The following is a 16,634-nucleotide window of genomic DNA, read 5'->3' as shown; positions in this document are numbered from 1 at the left end:
GCCTCGTCCCGGTGGGCGGTGGCCCTCCGCCCGGCCACCGGAGCGGCCGGGCCGGGGGTGGTGTTCAGGCGGGGGCGCCGGTGTAGAAGGCGGTGACCCGCTCCTCGGCGGCGCGGGCGGCGTCCGGGTCGGTGCCGGCGGCGATGCTCGCCTCCGTCCAGAGCCGACTGGCCCGGATCACGAACTCGCGGCCCTCCTCCGACACCGTCCAGGCCTCGGCGTCCTCCGGCCGGACCCCGCCACCGCCGAGGTACGAGGCCAGCCCGAGCAGGCCGAGGTCCCAGCCGATGCCGACCGCGCCGGGGCCGTACTGCGCCCACGTGTCGTCGTCCACGTGGGCGATGTGGTCGAGTTCGAAGCGGGTGCGGTCACCGTCGACGGGGCTCAGCCGGACCTCGATCCAGCTGGTCATGCCGCCGAACTCCCAGGTCGCGGCGAAGCTGTTCGGCGGGTCGCACCGTTCGACGGTGCCGCCGGCGTTGCCCTCCAACTGGTAGCGGCCGCCCAGCCGCAGGTCGCCGGAGACCGGCAGGAACCAGCGGGGGATGCGTTCGGGGTTGGTGCAGGCGTCCCAGACGTCCTCGACGGACGCGTCGTACGTCTGGCTGATCGTGCTCACCCGGGCCTCACCGGCCTCCAGGGTGCGGCTGCCGACCTGGCGTCGCACGGCGTTGACCTGCCCGGATACGTCGATCATGATTCGCTCCTGTCCTCGGGTGTGTCGGCGGGCTGCCCACGCAGCCGCCGTTCGCGCCGGCCACGGGCCAATTCGGTGGCGAGCGCGTGCAGGGGTGGTGTCCAGAACTGCCGGAAGTGATCCAGCCACTGGTCGACGTCGCGCAGGGGGCGGGGATCGACCGCGTAGAGCCGGCGGGTGCCATCCGGCCGGACCGTGGCGAAGCCGTTGTCCCGCAGCACCTTCAGGTGCTGGGAGACGGCGGGCTGGGAGATCCCGAACTCGCGTTGGATGACCGTGCCGAGCGCGCCGGCGGTCGTCTCGCCGTCGGCGAGCAGTTCGAGGATCCGGCGGCGGACCGGGTCGCCCAGCACATCGAAGGCGTGCACCCGGACTTTATATCAGGGCTGGCTTAATTAAGCCAGTGGTGATGCGCCGATCAGCTTGTCGAGCCGGATCGGCAGGTCACGCACCCGGACGCCGGTGGCGTGGCGGACCGCGTTGGCGATCGCCGCCGCGGTGCCGACGATGCCGATCTCGCCGATGCCCTTCACCCCGCACGGGTTCAGGTCCGGATCCTCCTCCGGCAGCCAGTACGCCTCGATCCGCTCGACGTCCGCGCAGGCGGTGATGTGGTAGGTGGCGAGGTCGTGGTTGACCCAGTCGCCGTACCGCTCGTCGAGCACGCCCTCCTCGTGCAGGGCCATCGACAGGCCCATCGTCATCCCGCCGATGAGCTGGCTGCGCGCGGTGGTCGGGTTCACGATCCGCCCGACCGCGAAGACGCCGAGCAGCCGGCTCACCCGCACCTCGCCGGTGTCCGCGTCGACCCGTACCTCGGCGAACTGGGCGCCGTAGCCGTACCGCGACAGGGGCCGCTGGGCGCGGACCTCGTCGCGGGTGCTCGCCTCGACGGTCAGCCCGTCGGCCGGCAGCTCACCGGTGTGGTGCGCGATCCGGTCGCGCAGCCCCTGGCAGGCCCGCACCACCGCCCAGCTCCACGACGAGGTGCCCATCGAGCCGCCGGCGACGCCGGCCGGTGGCAGGTCGGTGTCGCCGACCAGGATGCGGACCCGCTCGGGCGGTGCGTCCAGCGCGTCCGCGGCCACCTGCCACAGCGCGGTGCGGGCGCCGGTGCCGATGTCGGCCGCGTTGATCCGCACCAGGAAGTCGCCGCCCGGCAGAGCGGTGGCGGTGGCGGTGGCGGCCCGGACCCGGGCGGGATAGCTGGAGCCGGCGACGCCGGTGCCGATCATCCACTGGCCCTCACGCCGGGCGCAGGGGCGGGGGTTGCGCTCGGCCCAGCCGAACCGGCGGGCGCCCTCGGTGAGGCAGGCCACCAGGTTGCGGCTGCTGAACGGGTGCCCCTGGTCCGGGTCGACCGTGGGCTCGTTGCGAATCCGCAGCTCCACCGGGTCGACGCCGCAGGCGGTGGCCAGCTCGTCCATCGCCGACTCCAGGGCGTACGCGCCGGGGCACTCGCCGGGCGCGCGCATCCAGAACGGGGTCGGCACGTCGAGCCGGGCGAGCCGGTGCGTGGTGCGACGGTGCGGCCCGGCGTACATGCTGCGGGTGTAGACGGCGGTCTGCTCGGCGAACTCGGTGATCTGCGAGCTCTGGCTGATCGCGTCGTGGCAGACGGCGGCGATGCGGCCGTCGGCATCCGCGCCGAGGCGGACCCGTTGGATGGTCGGGGTGCGGTAGCCGATCGGCCCGAAGAGCTGTTGGCGGGTCAGGGCGAGCCGCACCGGTCGACCGACGTGCCGCGCGGCCATCGCGGCGAGCACCACGGCCGCCTTCGGCGATCCCTTGCTGCCGAATCCGCCTCCCACGTGCTCGTTGACGACCCGGACCGACTCCTCGGGGATCCCGAACAGTGCCGCGAGTGCCGTCCGGACCGGGGTCGAGCCCTGGTTGGAGTCGTGCACCAGCAGGCGCCCGTCGTGCCACTGCGCCGTCGTGGCGTGCGGCTCCATCGGGTTGTTGTGGTAGGCCGGCGTCCGGTAGGTGGAGTCCACCTGGACTTCGGCGGCGTCGAACGCGGCGTCGAAGTCACCCTCGGCGGTGTCCGTCGGGTAGCCGGCGTTCACCTGGTCCGGCCGGTAGAGGCCGGGATGGTCGGCGGTGAGCACCGTGCTGTGCGGCTCGGTGTCGTAGTCGATCCGGACCAGGCGGGCGCCCTCCCGGGCCGCCTCGATGCTCGCCGCCACCACGACCGCGACGAACTGGCCGCGGTAGTGCACGAGCGGCTCCTGCAACAGGTACAGCTCGGAGTCCACGTCGGGGGAGACCCGGGGGGCGTTGCCGTGGTGCAGCACCGCGAGGACCCCCGGCGCCGCGAGCGCCGGTTCCGGGTCGACGCGGGTGATCCGCCCGCGCACCGCGGCGGCCGGCACCACCCAGCCGTACGTCACGTCGTCGAGCGGGTACTCGACGGCGTACCGCGCGGTGCCGGACACCTTCTCGGGGCCCTCCAGCCGCGGGTGCGCCTGCCCGACCGCGCCGGTGCTCACGCCGCCGCCTCGGCCAGTTCGGTCAGGACCCGTACGGTGATGGCGCGCACCAGCGGCACCTTGAAGGCGTTGTGCCGCAGCGGGCGGGCCGACGCCAGCTCGGCGTCCGCCGCCACGCCGGCCAGCTCCGGCGTGAACGGGCGGCCGCGTAGCTCCGCCTCGGCGCGCAGGGCCCGCCACGGCCGGTGCGCGACCGCGCCGTAGGCCAGCCGGACGTCGCGTACCACGCCGGCGTCCAGGTCGAGCACCGCCGCCACCGAGCCGGCCGCGAAGGCGAACGAGGCGCGGTCACGCACCTTCAGGTACGACGACCGGCGGGCCGCCGCCAGCGGTGGAATGCGTACCGCGGTGATCAGCGACCCGGCGGGCAGGACGGTGTCCCGCTCCGGGTGGTCACCCGGCGACCGGTGCAGCTCGACCATCGGCACCTCGTGCGGGCCGTCGACCCCGGTCACCTCGACGACCGCGTCGAGCGCGACCAGCGCGACCGCCAGGTCGGACGGGTGGGTGGCCACGCACTGCTCCGACCAGTCGAGAATGGCCAGGTCGCGGTTCTGCCCGTGCCGCGCCGCGCAGCCGGTGCCGGGCTCCCGCTTGTTGCACGCCTTGCCGGTGTCCTGGAAGTAGACGCACCGGGTGCGCTGCAACAGGTTGCCGCCGGTGGTGGCCATGTTGCGCAGCTGACCGGAGGCGGCGGCGAGCAGGGCGCGGGCGAGCACCGGATAGTCGCGTCGCACGACCGGGTGGGCGGCCAGGTCGCTGTTGCGCACGGTCGCGCCGACCCGCAGCCCGCCCTCGGGCAGTGCCTCGACCCCGCCCAGCGGCAGCCGGTTCACGTCGACCAGCACGTCGGGGCGCTGGACGCCGAGCTTCATGAGGTCGACGAGGTTGGTGCCGCCGGCCAGGTACGCTGCCTCGGTGCCCGCGCCGAGCAGGGTGACGGCCTCGGCCACGTCGGCGGGCCGGTGGTAGCGGAACGCTCTCACCGGGCCTGCACCGCCTCTCGGACGGCGGCGACGATGTGCGGGTACGCCGCGCACCGGCACAGGTTGCCGCTCATCCGCTCGCGGATCTCCGCGTCGGACGGCTCGACCGCCCCGGTCAGGTCACCGGTGACGGCGCTCGGCCAGTTCTCGGCGAGCTCGTCGAGGACACCCCGGGCGGAGCAGATCTGCCCGGGGGTGCAGTAGCCGCACTGGAACGCGTCGTGCGCGATGAACGCCTCCTGCAACGGCGTGAGGCCGTCCGGGCCGGCCAGCCCCTCCACGGTGGTCACCGCGCAGCCGTCGAGGGTGACCGCGAAGAGCAGGCAGCTCTTCACCCGCCGGCCGTCGAGCAGCACCGTGCACGAGCCGCACTGCCCGTGGTCGCAGCCCTTCTTCGCGCCCACCAGGCCCAGGTGTTCGCGCAGCGCGTCGAGCAGGGTGGTCCGGTTGTCCAAGGTCAGGTCCCGCGGGGTGCCGTTCACGGTGACGGCCACGCGGGACGACCACTCGTCGCCCGTCGTCGCCGTGTTCCCCGTCCCCTGCTGCACGGCCCCATAGTAGCTTTACCGGGACTAACACGAAGAAAACCGGCAATCCGCTCCCGGGAGGAGGGAGGCCGCGTGCGGGACGGGATCGTGGCGGGCCTGCTGCTCGCGGCCGGGGCCGGTAGCCGGTTCGGCCGCCCGAAGGCGCTCGTGGAGTTCGCCGGCGAAGCGCTGGTGCGGCGGGGCGCCCGGCTGCTGTTCGCGGGTGGCTGCGCACCGGTCCACGTGGTGGTGGGCGCCGCCGCCGACGACCTCCCCCCGGTGCCGGGGGCGACCGTGGTCCGCAACGCGGACTGGCGGCGCGGGATGGGTCGGTCGCTGCGTCACGGGCTCGCCTCGATGCCCGAGCACGTGGCCGCCGTTGTGGTGGTGCTGGTCGACCAGCCGCTGCTCACACCCGCCGCGGTGGCCCGCGTGCGGGCCGCGCACGCCGCCGGTGCGTCCCTCGCCACGGCCACGTACGACGGGCGCCCCGGCCACCCGGTGCTCCTCGGTCGTGGCAGCTGGCCCCTGCTCGACCGGTACGCCACCGGTGACCGGGGCGCCCGCGACCTGCTGCGGGCCCGGCCCGACCTGGTCGTCCGCGTCCCCTGCGACGACGCCGCCGACCCGTTGGACGTGGACACCCCGTCCGACCTGACCCGCGCGACAACCTTTCTCGCCGACCGCGCGGTGGTGGTGCCTCCCGGGAGTACCCGTAGCGGCTGACCCGGGCACCACCACCGCATGATCAACTGCGTGCGGGGCTCAGCGGCGCCACTTCTGGTTCGCGGCGCCGGTGCAGTCCCAGATCTGCAGGCGGGTGCCGTCGGCCGAGCTGGGCCCGGTCGCGTCGAGGCACTTGTTGGCCTGCGGGTTGACGATGTCGCCGGCCGCGCTGAACACCCAACGTTGCGCGCCGCTGCCGTTGCAGTCCCAGAGCTGGACCTTCGTGCCGTTGGCGGTCCCGCCGCTGGTCACGTCGAGGCACTTGCCCAGCGCCCGCACCGAACCGTCGCTCGGCCAGCTCCAGCGCTGCGCGGCGGTGCCGTTGCAGGTCCAGAGCTGCACGGCGGTGCCGTTGGCGGTGCTCGCCCCGGCCACGTCCACGCACTTGTTGCCGTAGCCGACGACCGGCGCGCCGGTGCCGCCGCCTCCGCCGCCGGTGTCCCAGGCCTGCACCCGCACGTAGTCGATCGTCATGGTCTGCGGGAAGACGGTGCTGGCGTCGGGGGAGCCGGGCCAGTTGCCGCCGACCGCTACGTTCATGATCATGAAGAACGGGTGGTCGAAGACCCACCGGTTGCCGCGCAGGTCGGCCGCGGTCTTGCGGGAGTACTGCACGCCGTCGAGGTACCAGGTGATCGCGTCCGGCGCCCAGTCGATCGTGTAGGTGTGGAAGGCGTCGGCGAGCGCCTGGCCGCCGGGCAGCGAGGTCTGGGCGCCGACCGCGTTGCCACCCGAGTAGCCGGGTCCGTGCAGCGTGCCGTGCACGGTGGACGGCTCGTAGCCGACGTTCTCCATGATGTCGATCTCGCCCCGGTCGGGCCAGTTGTTGCTGCTCGTGCCGAGCATCCAGAAGGCCGGCCAGAGCCCCTGCCCGCGGGGGATCTTGATGCGCGCCTCGAACCGCCCGTACGCCTGCGCGAACGTGCCGGCGGTCAGCAGGCGGGCCGAGGTGTACTGGCAGCTGCCGTACCAGCAGGAGAAGTTGCCCGGGTTCTCCCGGCGGGCGGTGATGACCAGGTTGCCGTTGCCGTCCAGCGCCGCGTTGCGGGTGCTGTTGGTGTAGTACTGCAGCTCGTTGTTGCCCCAGCCGCCGCCCCCGATGTCGTAGCGCCACTTGCTGGGGTCCGGAGCGGAGCCGGCGGCGCCGTTGAAGTCGTCGGACCAGGTCACCGCACCGGGCGCCGCCGCGGCGGGTGCCGCGGTGGTCGCGGTGAGCGCGACGCTGAGCCCCACGGCGGCGAGGGCGAGCGCGGCGATCGCACGAATGCTGCGCACGGGGAACCTCCCTGTGGTCTCGGATGCCCGGCCCCGACGTCCCGTGCCGGACCGGAGCCGGGGCGGGCAACTGCAAGGAAACCGGCGAAATTGATAGTTAACAATCTATTCACCGGTTCTCGGCAGTGTCAAGAAAGCGCTCTCACGCCCGCTCGGCGCCGGAAGGCGGCGGGGGTCAGCCCCGCCGGCCGGGCCGGAGCCGTCCGAGCGGACCGGCCCGCAGGCCCTCGCTGGTCACCGCGTGATAGGCGATCATCACGATGATGCCGACCAGCCCGACCACCGGGTGGACGAACCAGCCGAGCAGGCCGCTCAGCCCGTACAGGACCAGGCCGGTGACCGGGCGGACCCGTTGGGCCCGGACGTGGGCGGCGTCGACCTCGGAGGCCCGCAGCGCCGGGTGGCGGTGCAGGTAGCCGAAGAACGCCAGCCAGGGCGCGGACATCAGGGCCGCCGCCAGGGCGTACAGCGCGACCGCGACCCGCTGGTCGGCGGTGTCGCCCTCGCTGAACGCCGACGCCAGCACCGCCGTGGGGAACGGGATGATCACGGCGCCGAAGAGGATGGCGAGGTTGATCCAGCTCAGCGCGAGCGTCGTGCCGCGCACCAGGCGCAGCAGCGCGTGGTGGTTGAGCCAGATCACCCCGATGTAGGCGAAGGACACCACGAAGGCCAGGTAGGACGGACCCTCGTGGCGCAGCCCGGCCAGCAGGCCGCCCTCGTGGTATTCCGGCACCCGCAGCTCCAGGACCAGCAGGGTGATGACGATGGCGAAGACACCGTCGCTGAACGCCTTCGTCCGGTCCGCCTCCGCCACCCGGGCCGCATCCGGACTGTCTTCCGCTTCGGTCACTGCCGCAGGCTATCCGTCACGGGCGCGGCCGGGCTACCGTTCCGGCGACCGCGCCGGAAGGACGGGGTGGGCCCTGGGTGCCGCCCGGTGCGGCACCCAGGGATCCCGGGCCCCGTCGGCCCGCTCTCAGGCCACCGACGCGGCGGCGCCGGCCGCACCGGCCAGCCGCTGGTGGGCGCGGATCAGCTCGGCGTAGCGGTGACCGCTCGCCTTGACCGTCCGCCGCTGGGTGGCGTAGTCGACGTGCACCAGCCCGAAGCGCTTGTCGTAGCCGTAGGCCCACTCGAAGTTGTCCAGGAGCGACCAGACGAAGTAGCCGGCCAGCGGCACGCCCCGGCCGACGGCGGCGGCGCACGCCGCGAGGTGCTGCTCCAGGTGGTCGGTGCGCTCCTTGTCCTCGACCGTGCCCTCCGCCGTCACCTCGTCGGTCCACGCCGAGCCGCTCTCGGTGACGATGATCTTCTCCGGCCGGTACTCCTCACTCACCGCGACCAGCAGTTGCTCCAGCCCGGCCGGGTACATCTCCCAGCCCATCGCCGTCTCCCGTGAGCCGGGCACCGGCACCTGCCGGGCGTACGGGGCCGGGCCGGCCGGGTCGTCCACGACCAGCTGGCGGAAGTAGTAGTTCACGCCGAGGAAGTCGGTCGGCGTCGCGATCACGGCCAGGTCGTCGCCCTGGACGGGCGGCTCGACGCCGTAGGTGGCGACCATGTCGGCCGGGTACCCGCGCCCGTGCACGGGGTCCAACCACCAGCGGTTGACGTGGCCGTCCATCCGCCGGGCGGCCGCGACGTCCTCCGGCCGATCCGTCGCCGGCTCGATCGGGCTGAGGTTGAGCACCAGCCCGATCGACGCGGGCCGGGCCGCGTTGGCCCGCACGGCCTGGGTGGCCAGCCCGTGCCCCAGCAGCGTGTGGTGCGAGGCGCGGACCGCCCGGGTCAGGTCCCGCTCGCCCGGGGCCATCCGCCCCTCCAGGTGCCCGATCCAGGACACGCAGAGCGGCTCGTTGACCGTGTTCCAGTCGGTGACCCGGTCACCGAGCCGGGCCGCGACGACCGCCGCGTAGTCGGCGAACGCCTCGGCCGTGGACCGCTCCGGCCAGCCGCCCCGGTCCTGCAGGGCCTGGGGCAGGTCCCAGTGGTAGAGCGTCACGAACGGGCGGATCCCGTCGGCGAGCAGCCGGTCGACGAGCCGGTCGTAGAAGTCGAGACCGGCCGCGTTCACCCGGCCCACACCGTCGGGCAGCACCCGGGGCCAGGCCACCGAGAAGCGGTACGCGTCGACGCCCAGCCGGCGCAGCAGCGCCAGGTCCTCCGGCCACCGGTGGTAGTGGTCGCACGCGACCGCGCCGGTGTCGCCGTTGTCGACGTTGCCGGGGATCGCGCTCCAGGTGTCCCAGATGGACGGGGTTCGCCCGTCGGCGTCGACGGCGCCCTCGATCTGGTACGCCGCGGTGGCGACACCCCAGAGGAAGTCGGGCGGCAGCTTGGACAGGTCCGGCACGGGTTGGTCCCTCTCTGCGGTGGAATGACTCACTTGACCGCGCCGGCGGTCAGGCCGGCGACGAAGTAGCGCTGCAGCGCGAGGAACCCGGCGACGACGGGCACGCTGACCACCAGCGAGGCGGCCATCACCTGGTTCCAGTAGACGTTGAACTGGGTGGAGTAGCCCTGCAGGCCCACGGCCAGGGTGCGACTGCCCTCGTCGGTCATCACCGAGGCGAAGAGGACCTCGCCCCAGGCGGTCATGAACGCGTACACGGTGACCGCGACGACCCCCGGCACGGCCGCGGGCAGGATCACCCGGAACAGCGTCCGGAGCGGGCCGGCGCCGTCGACCTGGGCCGCCTCGTCCAACCCCCGGGGGATCGAGTCGAAGTAGCCGACCAGCATCCAGATCGAGAACGGCAGGGAGAAGGTCAGGTACGTGATGACCAGGCCGGTGCGGCTGGCGTACAGCTCGATGCCGGTGGCGTTGCCGAGGTTGACGTAGATGAGGAACAGCGGCAGCAGGAAGAGGATGCCGGGGAACATCTGGGTGGAGAGCACGGTCACCGAGAACAACCCGCGGCCACGGAACCGGTACCGGCTGACGGCGAACGCCGCGAAGATCGCGACGGCGACCGAGCAGACCGCGGCGATGCTCGACACGACCAGACTGTTCACCAGGTACCGGGCCAGCGGCACGGTGCTCCACATGTCGACGAACGGCTGGAGGGTCGGGCGGCTCGGCCACCAGGTGAAGCCGTTCTGCACGTCCTGCAACGGCTTGGCGGCCGACGTGATCATCACGTAGAGCGGGATGACGACGAACAGCGAGAGCAGGGTCAGCACGATGCGGCGGCCCCAGCGCTCGCCGGCGGTCTCACGCATGGTCCCTCCGGCGGTTGGTGATCAGCAGGTAACCGGCCGAGACGACCAGCAGGAACAGCAGCAGCGCCACCGACATGGCCGAGCCCGAGCCGAAGTCCCAGGTCTTGAAGGAGCTGCGGTAGATGTGGATGGAGATCAGGTCGGCCTGCTCCGGCGCCGAGCCGCCGAAGAGCACGAACGGCGTGTTGAAGTCGTTGAACGTCCACAGGAAGAGCACCAGGACCAGGACCAGGTTCACCGGGCGCAGCATCGGCAGCGTGACCGAGCGCAGCCGCCGCCAGAACCCGGCGCCGTCGATCGCCGCCGCCTCGTACAGCTCACCGGGGACGTTCTGCAGGCCGGCCATCAGGCAGAGGAACGCGAACGGCCAGTTGCGCCAGACCGACACCACGAGCAGCGACCAGAAGCTGTTGTCGCCGATCAACCAGAACGGCTTCTCCGACAACAGCCCGAGCTGGTCGACCAGGACGTGGTTGACCAGGCCGGTGTCCCGCTGGAGCAGGAAGCTCCAGGTGATCACCGCGGTGTAGACCGGCAGCGCGTAGGGGGTGAGGAACAGTGCCCGCAGGATCGCCCGCCCCCGGAAGGGCCGTTGCAGCACGACCGCGCCGGCCATGCCGAGCAGCCAGGCGAAGCCCACCGAGAGCAGGGTGTAGACCAGCGTGACCCAGAACGAGTGCAGCAGTTCGCGCCCGGCGGCGCTGTTGAAGTCCAGCGTCGCCCGGTAGTTCTCGAACCCGACGAAGGGCGCGGTGGACCAGTTGCGGATGTGGAACTGGGTCAGCTCCAGCAGGCTCATCCAGACCCCGACGACCATCGGGATCACGTGGATGGCGAGTTCCAGCACGACGGCCGGGGCGAGCAGCAGGTACGGCAGGAGCGAGCGGCGCGGGCGCCGGGGCCGCCGGGAGCGGTCGGACGCCGGCGCCCCGGCCCCGGGTTCGCGCCGGCGGGCCGCGCCCGGCGCGGTGGTGCTGGTTGCCATCAGGGTCCTCTCGAAGGCGGTGGCCGCGGCCGGGTCGGTCGAGCACCCGGCCACGGCCACCGGTGACGCCAGGTCAGCGCATCTTCTGCTGCGCGTCGGTCAGCTTCTTCTTCACGGACTCCTCGGTGACCGGCTTGCCGCTGGCCGCGTCGGCGAACAGCTCCTTCATGGCGGTGCCGACCAGGGTCTCGAAGGTGCTCTCGTCCGGCACCTGCGGCAGCGGGGCCGCGGTGGTGCTCAGGGTCTCCTGGATCACCTTCTGCTCCGGGGCGGTGAACGCCGGGTCGGAGCCGGCCGTCTTCACCGCCGGCAGCGAGCCGTACGTCTTGTTGAGGAGGGTCTGCTCCTCGTCGCTGGTCATGAACTTCACGAAGCTCAGCGCGGCGTCCCGGTTCTTGGTGTGCTTGAAGATCGCCATGTTGATGCCGGCGACCATGCTGTTGACCTTCTTGCCGCCGGCGGGCGGGCTGGCCAGGAACGGCACCGGCGCGATCCCGTACGCGTCGGCGGCCATGTTCTGCGACTTCAGGTTGGAACCGGCGGCCTGCCACAGCAGCATGGCGGCCTTGCCGTTGGCGAAGTCGGACACCGACTGGTTCTGCGCGTACTCGGCGTTGGCCGGATTGGTGATCTTGTCGACGGCCATGAAGTCGATGTACCGCTTGATCGCCGAGACGTTCTGCGGGGTGTCGAAGGTCGGCTTGCCGGACGAGTCGAACCACTCACCGCCGTACTGCTGGCTGAACGTGAAGGCGTGGTGGGCGTTCTCCGACGGGTTCGCGCCCTCGATCGCCAGGCCCCACTTGCCGCCGCCGGTGAGCTTCTTGCCGTACTCGACGAGCTGCTCCCAGGTGGTCGGCGGCGCGGTGATGCCGGCGTCGGCGAACGCCTTCTTGTTGTAGTACAGGCTGTACGCCATGCTGTAGAGCGGCACGGCGGCCGGCGGCTTGCCGGGGGCGCCGGCGGCGGCCAGCGCGGCGGGCACGATCCGGTCCTTGCCGCCCACGGCCTGCAGGGTGGCGTCGTCGAACTCGACCAGGGCCCCGGTCGCCTGCAGCGACGCGGACCAGGTGTTGCCGATGTTCACCACGTCCGGCCCCTGGCCCGAGGTGGCGGCGGCGAGCAGCCGGTTGAGCAGGTCCGACCAGGGGACCACCTCGACGTTGACCTTGATCCCGGTCTGCTTCTCGAACTTGTCCAACTCCGGCTGGAGGATGGTCTTGTCGGCCTCCAGGCTGGCGCCCTGGTTGCTGGCCCAGTACGTGAGGGTCTTGCCGGATCCGCCGGAGTCGTCGCCGGAGCCGCCGCAGGCGGTCAGCGAGGCGGCCGCCAGGACGGCGGCGGCGAATATCCCGAGGTGTCGTCTCGTCGACACGATGAGCCCTTCCGGTGCAGTGGTGGGGGACCGCCGGTACGCCGTCGGAGGGATGGGGGCGACGGGTGGCCGGCCGGGGCGGACGGGTTCCGGGAGGCGTCGGCGGAGGTCCGTCGGCGTTTCCCGGGAGTTACATCACGGCTTAATTAATGTCGCCATTAAAGTGGTTGGCCGGTGGGTCGTCAAGCACGGGACCGTTACAGTGCCCCGGACGACCCACGGGATCGAGGTGACGAGTGGAGCTGGCGCGAGCCACCAACCGGAGCGTCCGGCTGCGCAACCGGTCCGCCCTGCTGACCAAGCTCTTCCTCGACGGTCCGTTGACCCGGCAGGACCTGGTCCGCAGCACCGGCCTGAGCCAGCCGGCGGTCAGCAACGTGGTGGGTGACCTGATCGAGGAGGGCCTCGTCGCCGAGGCCGGTGCCGCCGAATCCGACGGTGGCCGGCCGAGCATGATGCTGCGGGTGGCGCCGCGGTTCGCGTTCGTCATCGGCGTGGACGTGGGCGAGACCCGCGTCCGCGTCGAGCTGTTCGACTTCGCGATGGCCCTGCTGGCCAGCGCGGAGTATCCGCTCGACCCGGCCCGCACCGAGCCGGCCGTGGTCGCCGGCCACGTGCTGGCCGGCATCGACGCGGTGACCGGCCAGGCCCGGGTCGCCCCCGCCGACGTGCTCGGGGTCGGCATCGGCGTCTCCGGCGTCGTCGAGCAGGGCGTGCACGCCGTGGTGGACGCCCAGGCCCTCGGCTGGGACCGGGTACCGCTGGAGCGCCTCATCAACGCGGGCACCGACCTGCCGCTGCACATCGACAACGGCGCCAAGACCCTCGGTCAGGCCGAGATGTGGTTCGGCGCCGGCCGGGGCGCCCGGCACGCCGTGTTCGCGCTCGTCGGCTCCGGCGTTGGTGCGGCCGTCGTGGCGGGCGGCGTCACCTACCGAGGGGCGTCCAGCAGCGCGGGGGAGTGGGGGCACACCACCCTCGTGTACGGCGGACGGTCCTGCCGCTGCGGTGCCCGCGGCTGCCTGGAGGCGTACGTCGGGGCGGAGGCGATCATCGACCGGTACCGGGAGGCGCGCCGGGGTCGCGCGGTGCCCGGTGACGACGAGGAGTCCCAGCTCACCGCCCTCGTCGAGGCGGCGGCGAACAATTCCACGGCGCGCCGCGTGCTCGACGAGACGGCCGGCTACCTCGGCGCCGGGGTCGCGAACCTGATCAACCTGTTCAACCCGGAACGGGTGGTGCTGGGCGGGTGGGCCGCGATGGCACTCGCCGACCTGCTGCCCGCCGTCCGCGAGGCCGCCGGACGGCAGGCGCTGCGCCAGCCGTACGAGCAGGCCTCCATCGAGCTGTGCCGGCTGGGTGTCGACGCGGTGGCGCTCGGCGCCGCGACCCTGCCGATCGCCCGCTTCCTGGCCGACGGCGGCGTCCGCCGCTGACCCGCCCCGCCGCCCCGGCGGGGCGGGGAGCGGATCGTCCATAGCGGACTTACAGGATAAATAACAGTGTTATAGATCGATGTCTTGACGGCGTTGCAACGGCGCCGTAACACTCCTACGAGAGCGCTCTCCACGCATCGCGACGCCGTCCCCCGGTGGCTCCACTACGGCGTGCGCGGTCGCACTCGCCCTTTCCCCGTCCCGTCGCGCCCGGCGTCCCCAGCCCTCTATCGACAGGCAACGTCATGAGATCTCACGCTTTATCCGTACGCCGGACGCCACCGTGGCATCGCCGTCTGCTCGTGGGGCTCGCCGTGGCCCTGGTCGCGGCGCTCACCCCGGCCGGCGCGCTCCCGCCGGCACACGCCGCTCCCGTCCTGCTGTCCCAGGGCCGTCCGGCCACCGCCTCGTCCACCGAGAACGCCGGCACCCCGGCGAGCGCGGCGGTCGACGGCAACACCGGCACCCGCTGGTCCAGCGCGTTCGCCGACCCGCAGTGGCTGCAGGTGGACCTCGGCGCCCGGGCCACCCTCAGCCAGGTGACCCTGGCCTGGGAGGGCGCGTACGCCCGCGCGTTCCAACTCCAGACCTCCGACGACGGGTCGACGTGGACGACGATCCACAGCACCACCACCGGCACCGGCGGCACGCAGACCATCAACGTCACCGGCGCCGGCCGCTACGTGCGCATGTACGGCACGGCGCGCGGCACCGGCTACGGCTACTCGCTCTGGGAGTTCCAGGTCTACGGCGAGACCGGCGGCGGAGGCAACCCGACCTGCGGCAGCGCCAACACCGCACAGGGGAAGCCCGCCACCGCCTCGTCCACCGAGTCGGCCACCCTGTCGGCGTCGGCCGCGGTCGACGGAAGCACCGCCACGCGCTGGGCCAGCGCCGCGAGCGACCCGCAGTGGCTGCGCGTCGACCTCGGCAGCACCCAGTCGATCTGCCGGGTGGTGCTCAACTGGGAGGCCGCGTACGCCCGGGCCTTCCAGATCCAGACCTCGGCCGACGGCACCGCCTGGACCACGATCTACAGCACCACCACCGGCACCGGCGGCACGCAGACCCTCGACGTGACCGGCAGCGGTCGGTACGTCCGCGTCCACGGCACCGCGCGGGGCACCGCGTACGGCTACTCGCTCTGGGAGTTCCAGGTGAACACCACCGGTGGGACCACCGACCCGGGCGTGCCACCGACCGACCCGCGTAACCCGAACTTCGGGCCGAACACGTTCGTCTTCGACCCGAGCACCCCGACCGCCACCATCCAGAGCCGGCTGAACACCCTCTTCACCCAGCAGGAGACCAACCAGTTCGGTCCGCAGCGGTACGCGGTGCTGTTCAAGCCCGGCACCTACACCGCCGACGTCAACCTCGGATTCTTCACCCAGGTCGCCGGGCTCGGCATGAGCCCGGACGACGTGAACCTCAACGGGCACGTCCGGGTCGAGGCGTTCTGGATGGGCGGCAACGCCACGCAGAACTTCTGGCGCTCGGCGGAGAACCTGTCGGTGACCCTGCCGGCCGGGGTGACCGTGGAGCGGTGGGCGGTGTCGCAGGCCGCGCCGTACCGACGGATGCACCTGCGCGGCGCGCAGAACCAGATCCAGCTCTGGAACGGCGGCGACGGGTGGTCCAGCGGCGGCCTGCTGGCCGACACCCGCATCGACGGCCTCGTCGTCTCCGGCTCGCAGCAGCAGTGGTACTCGCGCAACAGCGAGTTCGGCAACGGCTGGACCGGTTCGGTGTGGAACATGGTCTTCCAGGGCGTCGTCGGCGCGCCGGCGCCGCACTTCCCCAACCCGTCGCACACGGTCATCCCGCAGACGCCGGTCGTCCGCGAGAAGCCGTTCCTCTACGTCGACGGGACCGGCGAGTACCGGGTCTTCGTTCCGGCGCTGCGCACCAACACCACCGGCACCAGCTGGTACAACAAGACGCCGGCCGGCTCGTCGATCTCGCTGTCGCAGTTCTTCGTCGTCCAGCAGGGCACCAGCGCGGCCACCATCAACGCGGCCCTCGCCCAGGGCAAGCACCTCCTGTTCACCCCGGGCGTGCACCACGTCACCGAGCCCATCCAGGTCAACCGCGCCGACACGGTGATCCTCGGCCTCGGCCTGGCCACCATCCAGGCCGACAACGGCACCGTGGCCATGCGGGTGGCCGACGTGGACGGTGTGAAGGTGGCCGGCATCATGTTCGAGGCCGGCACGACCAACTCGCCGGTGCTCATGGAGGTCGGGCCGTCCGGCTCGTCGGCCAACCACGCCGCGAACCCGATCTCGCTGCACGACGTGTTCTTCCGCATCGGCGGGCCGCACGTCGGCAGGGCCACCAACACGTTGACCGTCAACAGCGACAACGTCATCGGCGACCACATGTGGCTGTGGCGGGCCGACCACGCGGCGACGGGGGTGCCCACCGGGTGGACGCTCAACACCGCCGACACCGGGCTGACCGTCAACGGTGACGACGTCACGATGTACGGCCTCTTCGTCGAGCACTACCAGAAGTACCAGACCGTCTGGAACGGCAACGGTGGGCGGACGTACTTCTACCAGAACGAGATGCCGTACGACCCACCGAACCAGGCGGCCTGGATGAACGGCTCGACCCGGGGGTACGCCGCCTACAAGGTGGGTGACGGGGTGACCAGCCACCAGGCGTGGGGCACCGGCAGCTACTGCTACTTCAACGTCAACCCCTCGGTGGTGGCCGAGCGGGCCTTCGAGGTGCCGAACAACCCGAACGTGCGGTTCACCAACCTGGTGACCGTCTCGCTCGGCGGTGTCGGCACGATCAACCGGGTGATCAACAACTCGGGCGGCACCGCTAACGCGACAACCCAGCAGGTGTACCTGACGAACTACCCGTAGGAGCCGGGTGCGACGACGGGTCCGGCCGCTC

14 protein-coding genes are annotated in these 16,634 nt (G+C 72.1%); 3 read left to right on the top strand and 11 right to left on the bottom strand.

All coding sequences use genetic code 11. From position 1 onward, the window contains the following. Positions 1-64: 64 nt before the first annotated feature. Genes GA0070620_RS06960 through GA0070620_RS06940 form a run of 5 tightly spaced genes read right to left on the bottom strand, consistent with a single transcriptional unit; the run spans position 65 to position 4,669 of the window. A complete protein-coding gene (locus GA0070620_RS06960) occupies positions 65-697 on the bottom strand; it encodes an SRPBCC family protein (RefSeq protein ID WP_091589092.1) in 633 nt (210 codons plus the stop codon). After that, a complete protein-coding gene (locus GA0070620_RS06955; RefSeq protein WP_091589091.1) occupies positions 694-1,065 on the bottom strand; it encodes an ArsR/SmtB family transcription factor in 372 nt (123 codons plus the stop codon). The genes GA0070620_RS06960 and GA0070620_RS06955 overlap by 4 nt, the downstream gene beginning before the upstream one ends. 27 nt (positions 1,066-1,092) lie before the next feature. Next, entirely contained in the window at positions 1,093-3,189 is a 2,097-nt protein-coding gene (locus GA0070620_RS06950; RefSeq protein WP_091589090.1) for a xanthine dehydrogenase family protein molybdopterin-binding subunit, read from the bottom strand. Further along, complete coding sequence (locus GA0070620_RS06945) at positions 3,186-4,175, bottom strand: FAD binding domain-containing protein (protein WP_091589089.1); 990 nt, start codon at positions 4,173-4,175, stop codon at positions 3,186-3,188. The genes GA0070620_RS06950 and GA0070620_RS06945 overlap by 4 nt, the downstream gene beginning before the upstream one ends. Next, positions 4,172-4,669 (bottom strand): 2Fe-2S iron-sulfur cluster-binding protein, encoded by a 498-nt coding sequence (locus tag GA0070620_RS06940; protein WP_197677635.1) that lies wholly within the window; start codon positions 4,667-4,669, stop codon positions 4,172-4,174. The genes GA0070620_RS06945 and GA0070620_RS06940 overlap by 4 nt, the downstream gene beginning before the upstream one ends. 126 nt (positions 4,670-4,795) lie before the next feature. On the opposite strand from GA0070620_RS06940, the gene GA0070620_RS06935 reads away from it, so the two are divergent. Next, complete coding sequence (locus GA0070620_RS06935; RefSeq protein ID WP_197677563.1) at positions 4,796-5,428, top strand: nucleotidyltransferase family protein; 633 nt, start codon at positions 4,796-4,798, stop codon at positions 5,426-5,428. Between the two features lie 39 nt (positions 5,429-5,467). Here GA0070620_RS06935 and GA0070620_RS06930 read toward each other — a convergent pair whose 3' ends face one another. From GA0070620_RS06930 to GA0070620_RS06905, 6 genes are all read right to left on the bottom strand, one after another. Then, positions 5,468-6,703 (bottom strand): glycoside hydrolase family 16 protein, encoded by a 1,236-nt coding sequence (locus GA0070620_RS06930; RefSeq protein ID WP_091589087.1) that lies wholly within the window; start codon positions 6,701-6,703, stop codon positions 5,468-5,470. Positions 6,704-6,878: 175 nt separating this feature from the next. After that, on the bottom strand, positions 6,879-7,556 hold the full coding sequence (locus tag GA0070620_RS06925) for a TMEM175 family protein (RefSeq protein WP_091589086.1): 678 nt from the start codon (positions 7,554-7,556) through the stop codon (positions 6,879-6,881). A gap of 126 nt (positions 7,557-7,682) precedes the next feature. After that, entirely contained in the window at positions 7,683-9,059 is a 1,377-nt protein-coding gene (locus GA0070620_RS06920) for a GH1 family beta-glucosidase (protein WP_091589085.1), read from the bottom strand. A 29-nt stretch (positions 9,060-9,088) separates the two neighbouring features. Beyond that, positions 9,089-9,928 carry a carbohydrate ABC transporter permease gene (locus tag GA0070620_RS06915; RefSeq protein WP_091589084.1) on the bottom strand — a complete coding sequence of 280 codons (840 nt, stop codon included), beginning with the start codon at positions 9,926-9,928 and terminating at the stop codon, positions 9,089-9,091. Further along, positions 9,921-10,913: a carbohydrate ABC transporter permease gene (locus GA0070620_RS06910; RefSeq protein WP_091598223.1), complete on the bottom strand. Its 993-nt coding sequence runs from the start codon at positions 10,911-10,913 to the stop codon at positions 9,921-9,923. The genes GA0070620_RS06915 and GA0070620_RS06910 overlap by 8 nt, the downstream gene beginning before the upstream one ends. Before the next feature lie 73 nt (positions 10,914-10,986). Continuing rightward, a complete protein-coding gene (locus GA0070620_RS06905) occupies positions 10,987-12,288 on the bottom strand; it encodes an ABC transporter substrate-binding protein (protein WP_091589083.1) in 1,302 nt (433 codons plus the stop codon). A gap of 236 nt (positions 12,289-12,524) precedes the next feature. Here GA0070620_RS06905 and GA0070620_RS06900 point away from each other — a divergent pair, with 236 nt between their 5' ends. Continuing rightward, entirely contained in the window at positions 12,525-13,724 is a 1,200-nt protein-coding gene (locus GA0070620_RS06900) for an ROK family transcriptional regulator (protein WP_091589082.1), read from the top strand. 245 nt (positions 13,725-13,969) lie between these two features. Beyond that, the gene (locus GA0070620_RS06895; protein WP_091589081.1) at positions 13,970-16,603 is read left to right on the top strand and encodes a discoidin domain-containing protein; all 2,634 of its coding nucleotides are present in this window, start codon (positions 13,970-13,972) and stop codon (positions 16,601-16,603) included. Positions 16,604-16,634 lie beyond the last annotated feature (31 nt).

Origin of the sequence: Micromonospora krabiensis, from assembly GCF_900091425.1 — a bacterium.
Lineage (GTDB): Bacteria > Actinomycetota > Actinomycetes > Mycobacteriales > Micromonosporaceae > Micromonospora > Micromonospora krabiensis.
This window is presented reverse-complemented; position numbering and strand designations above follow the sequence as displayed.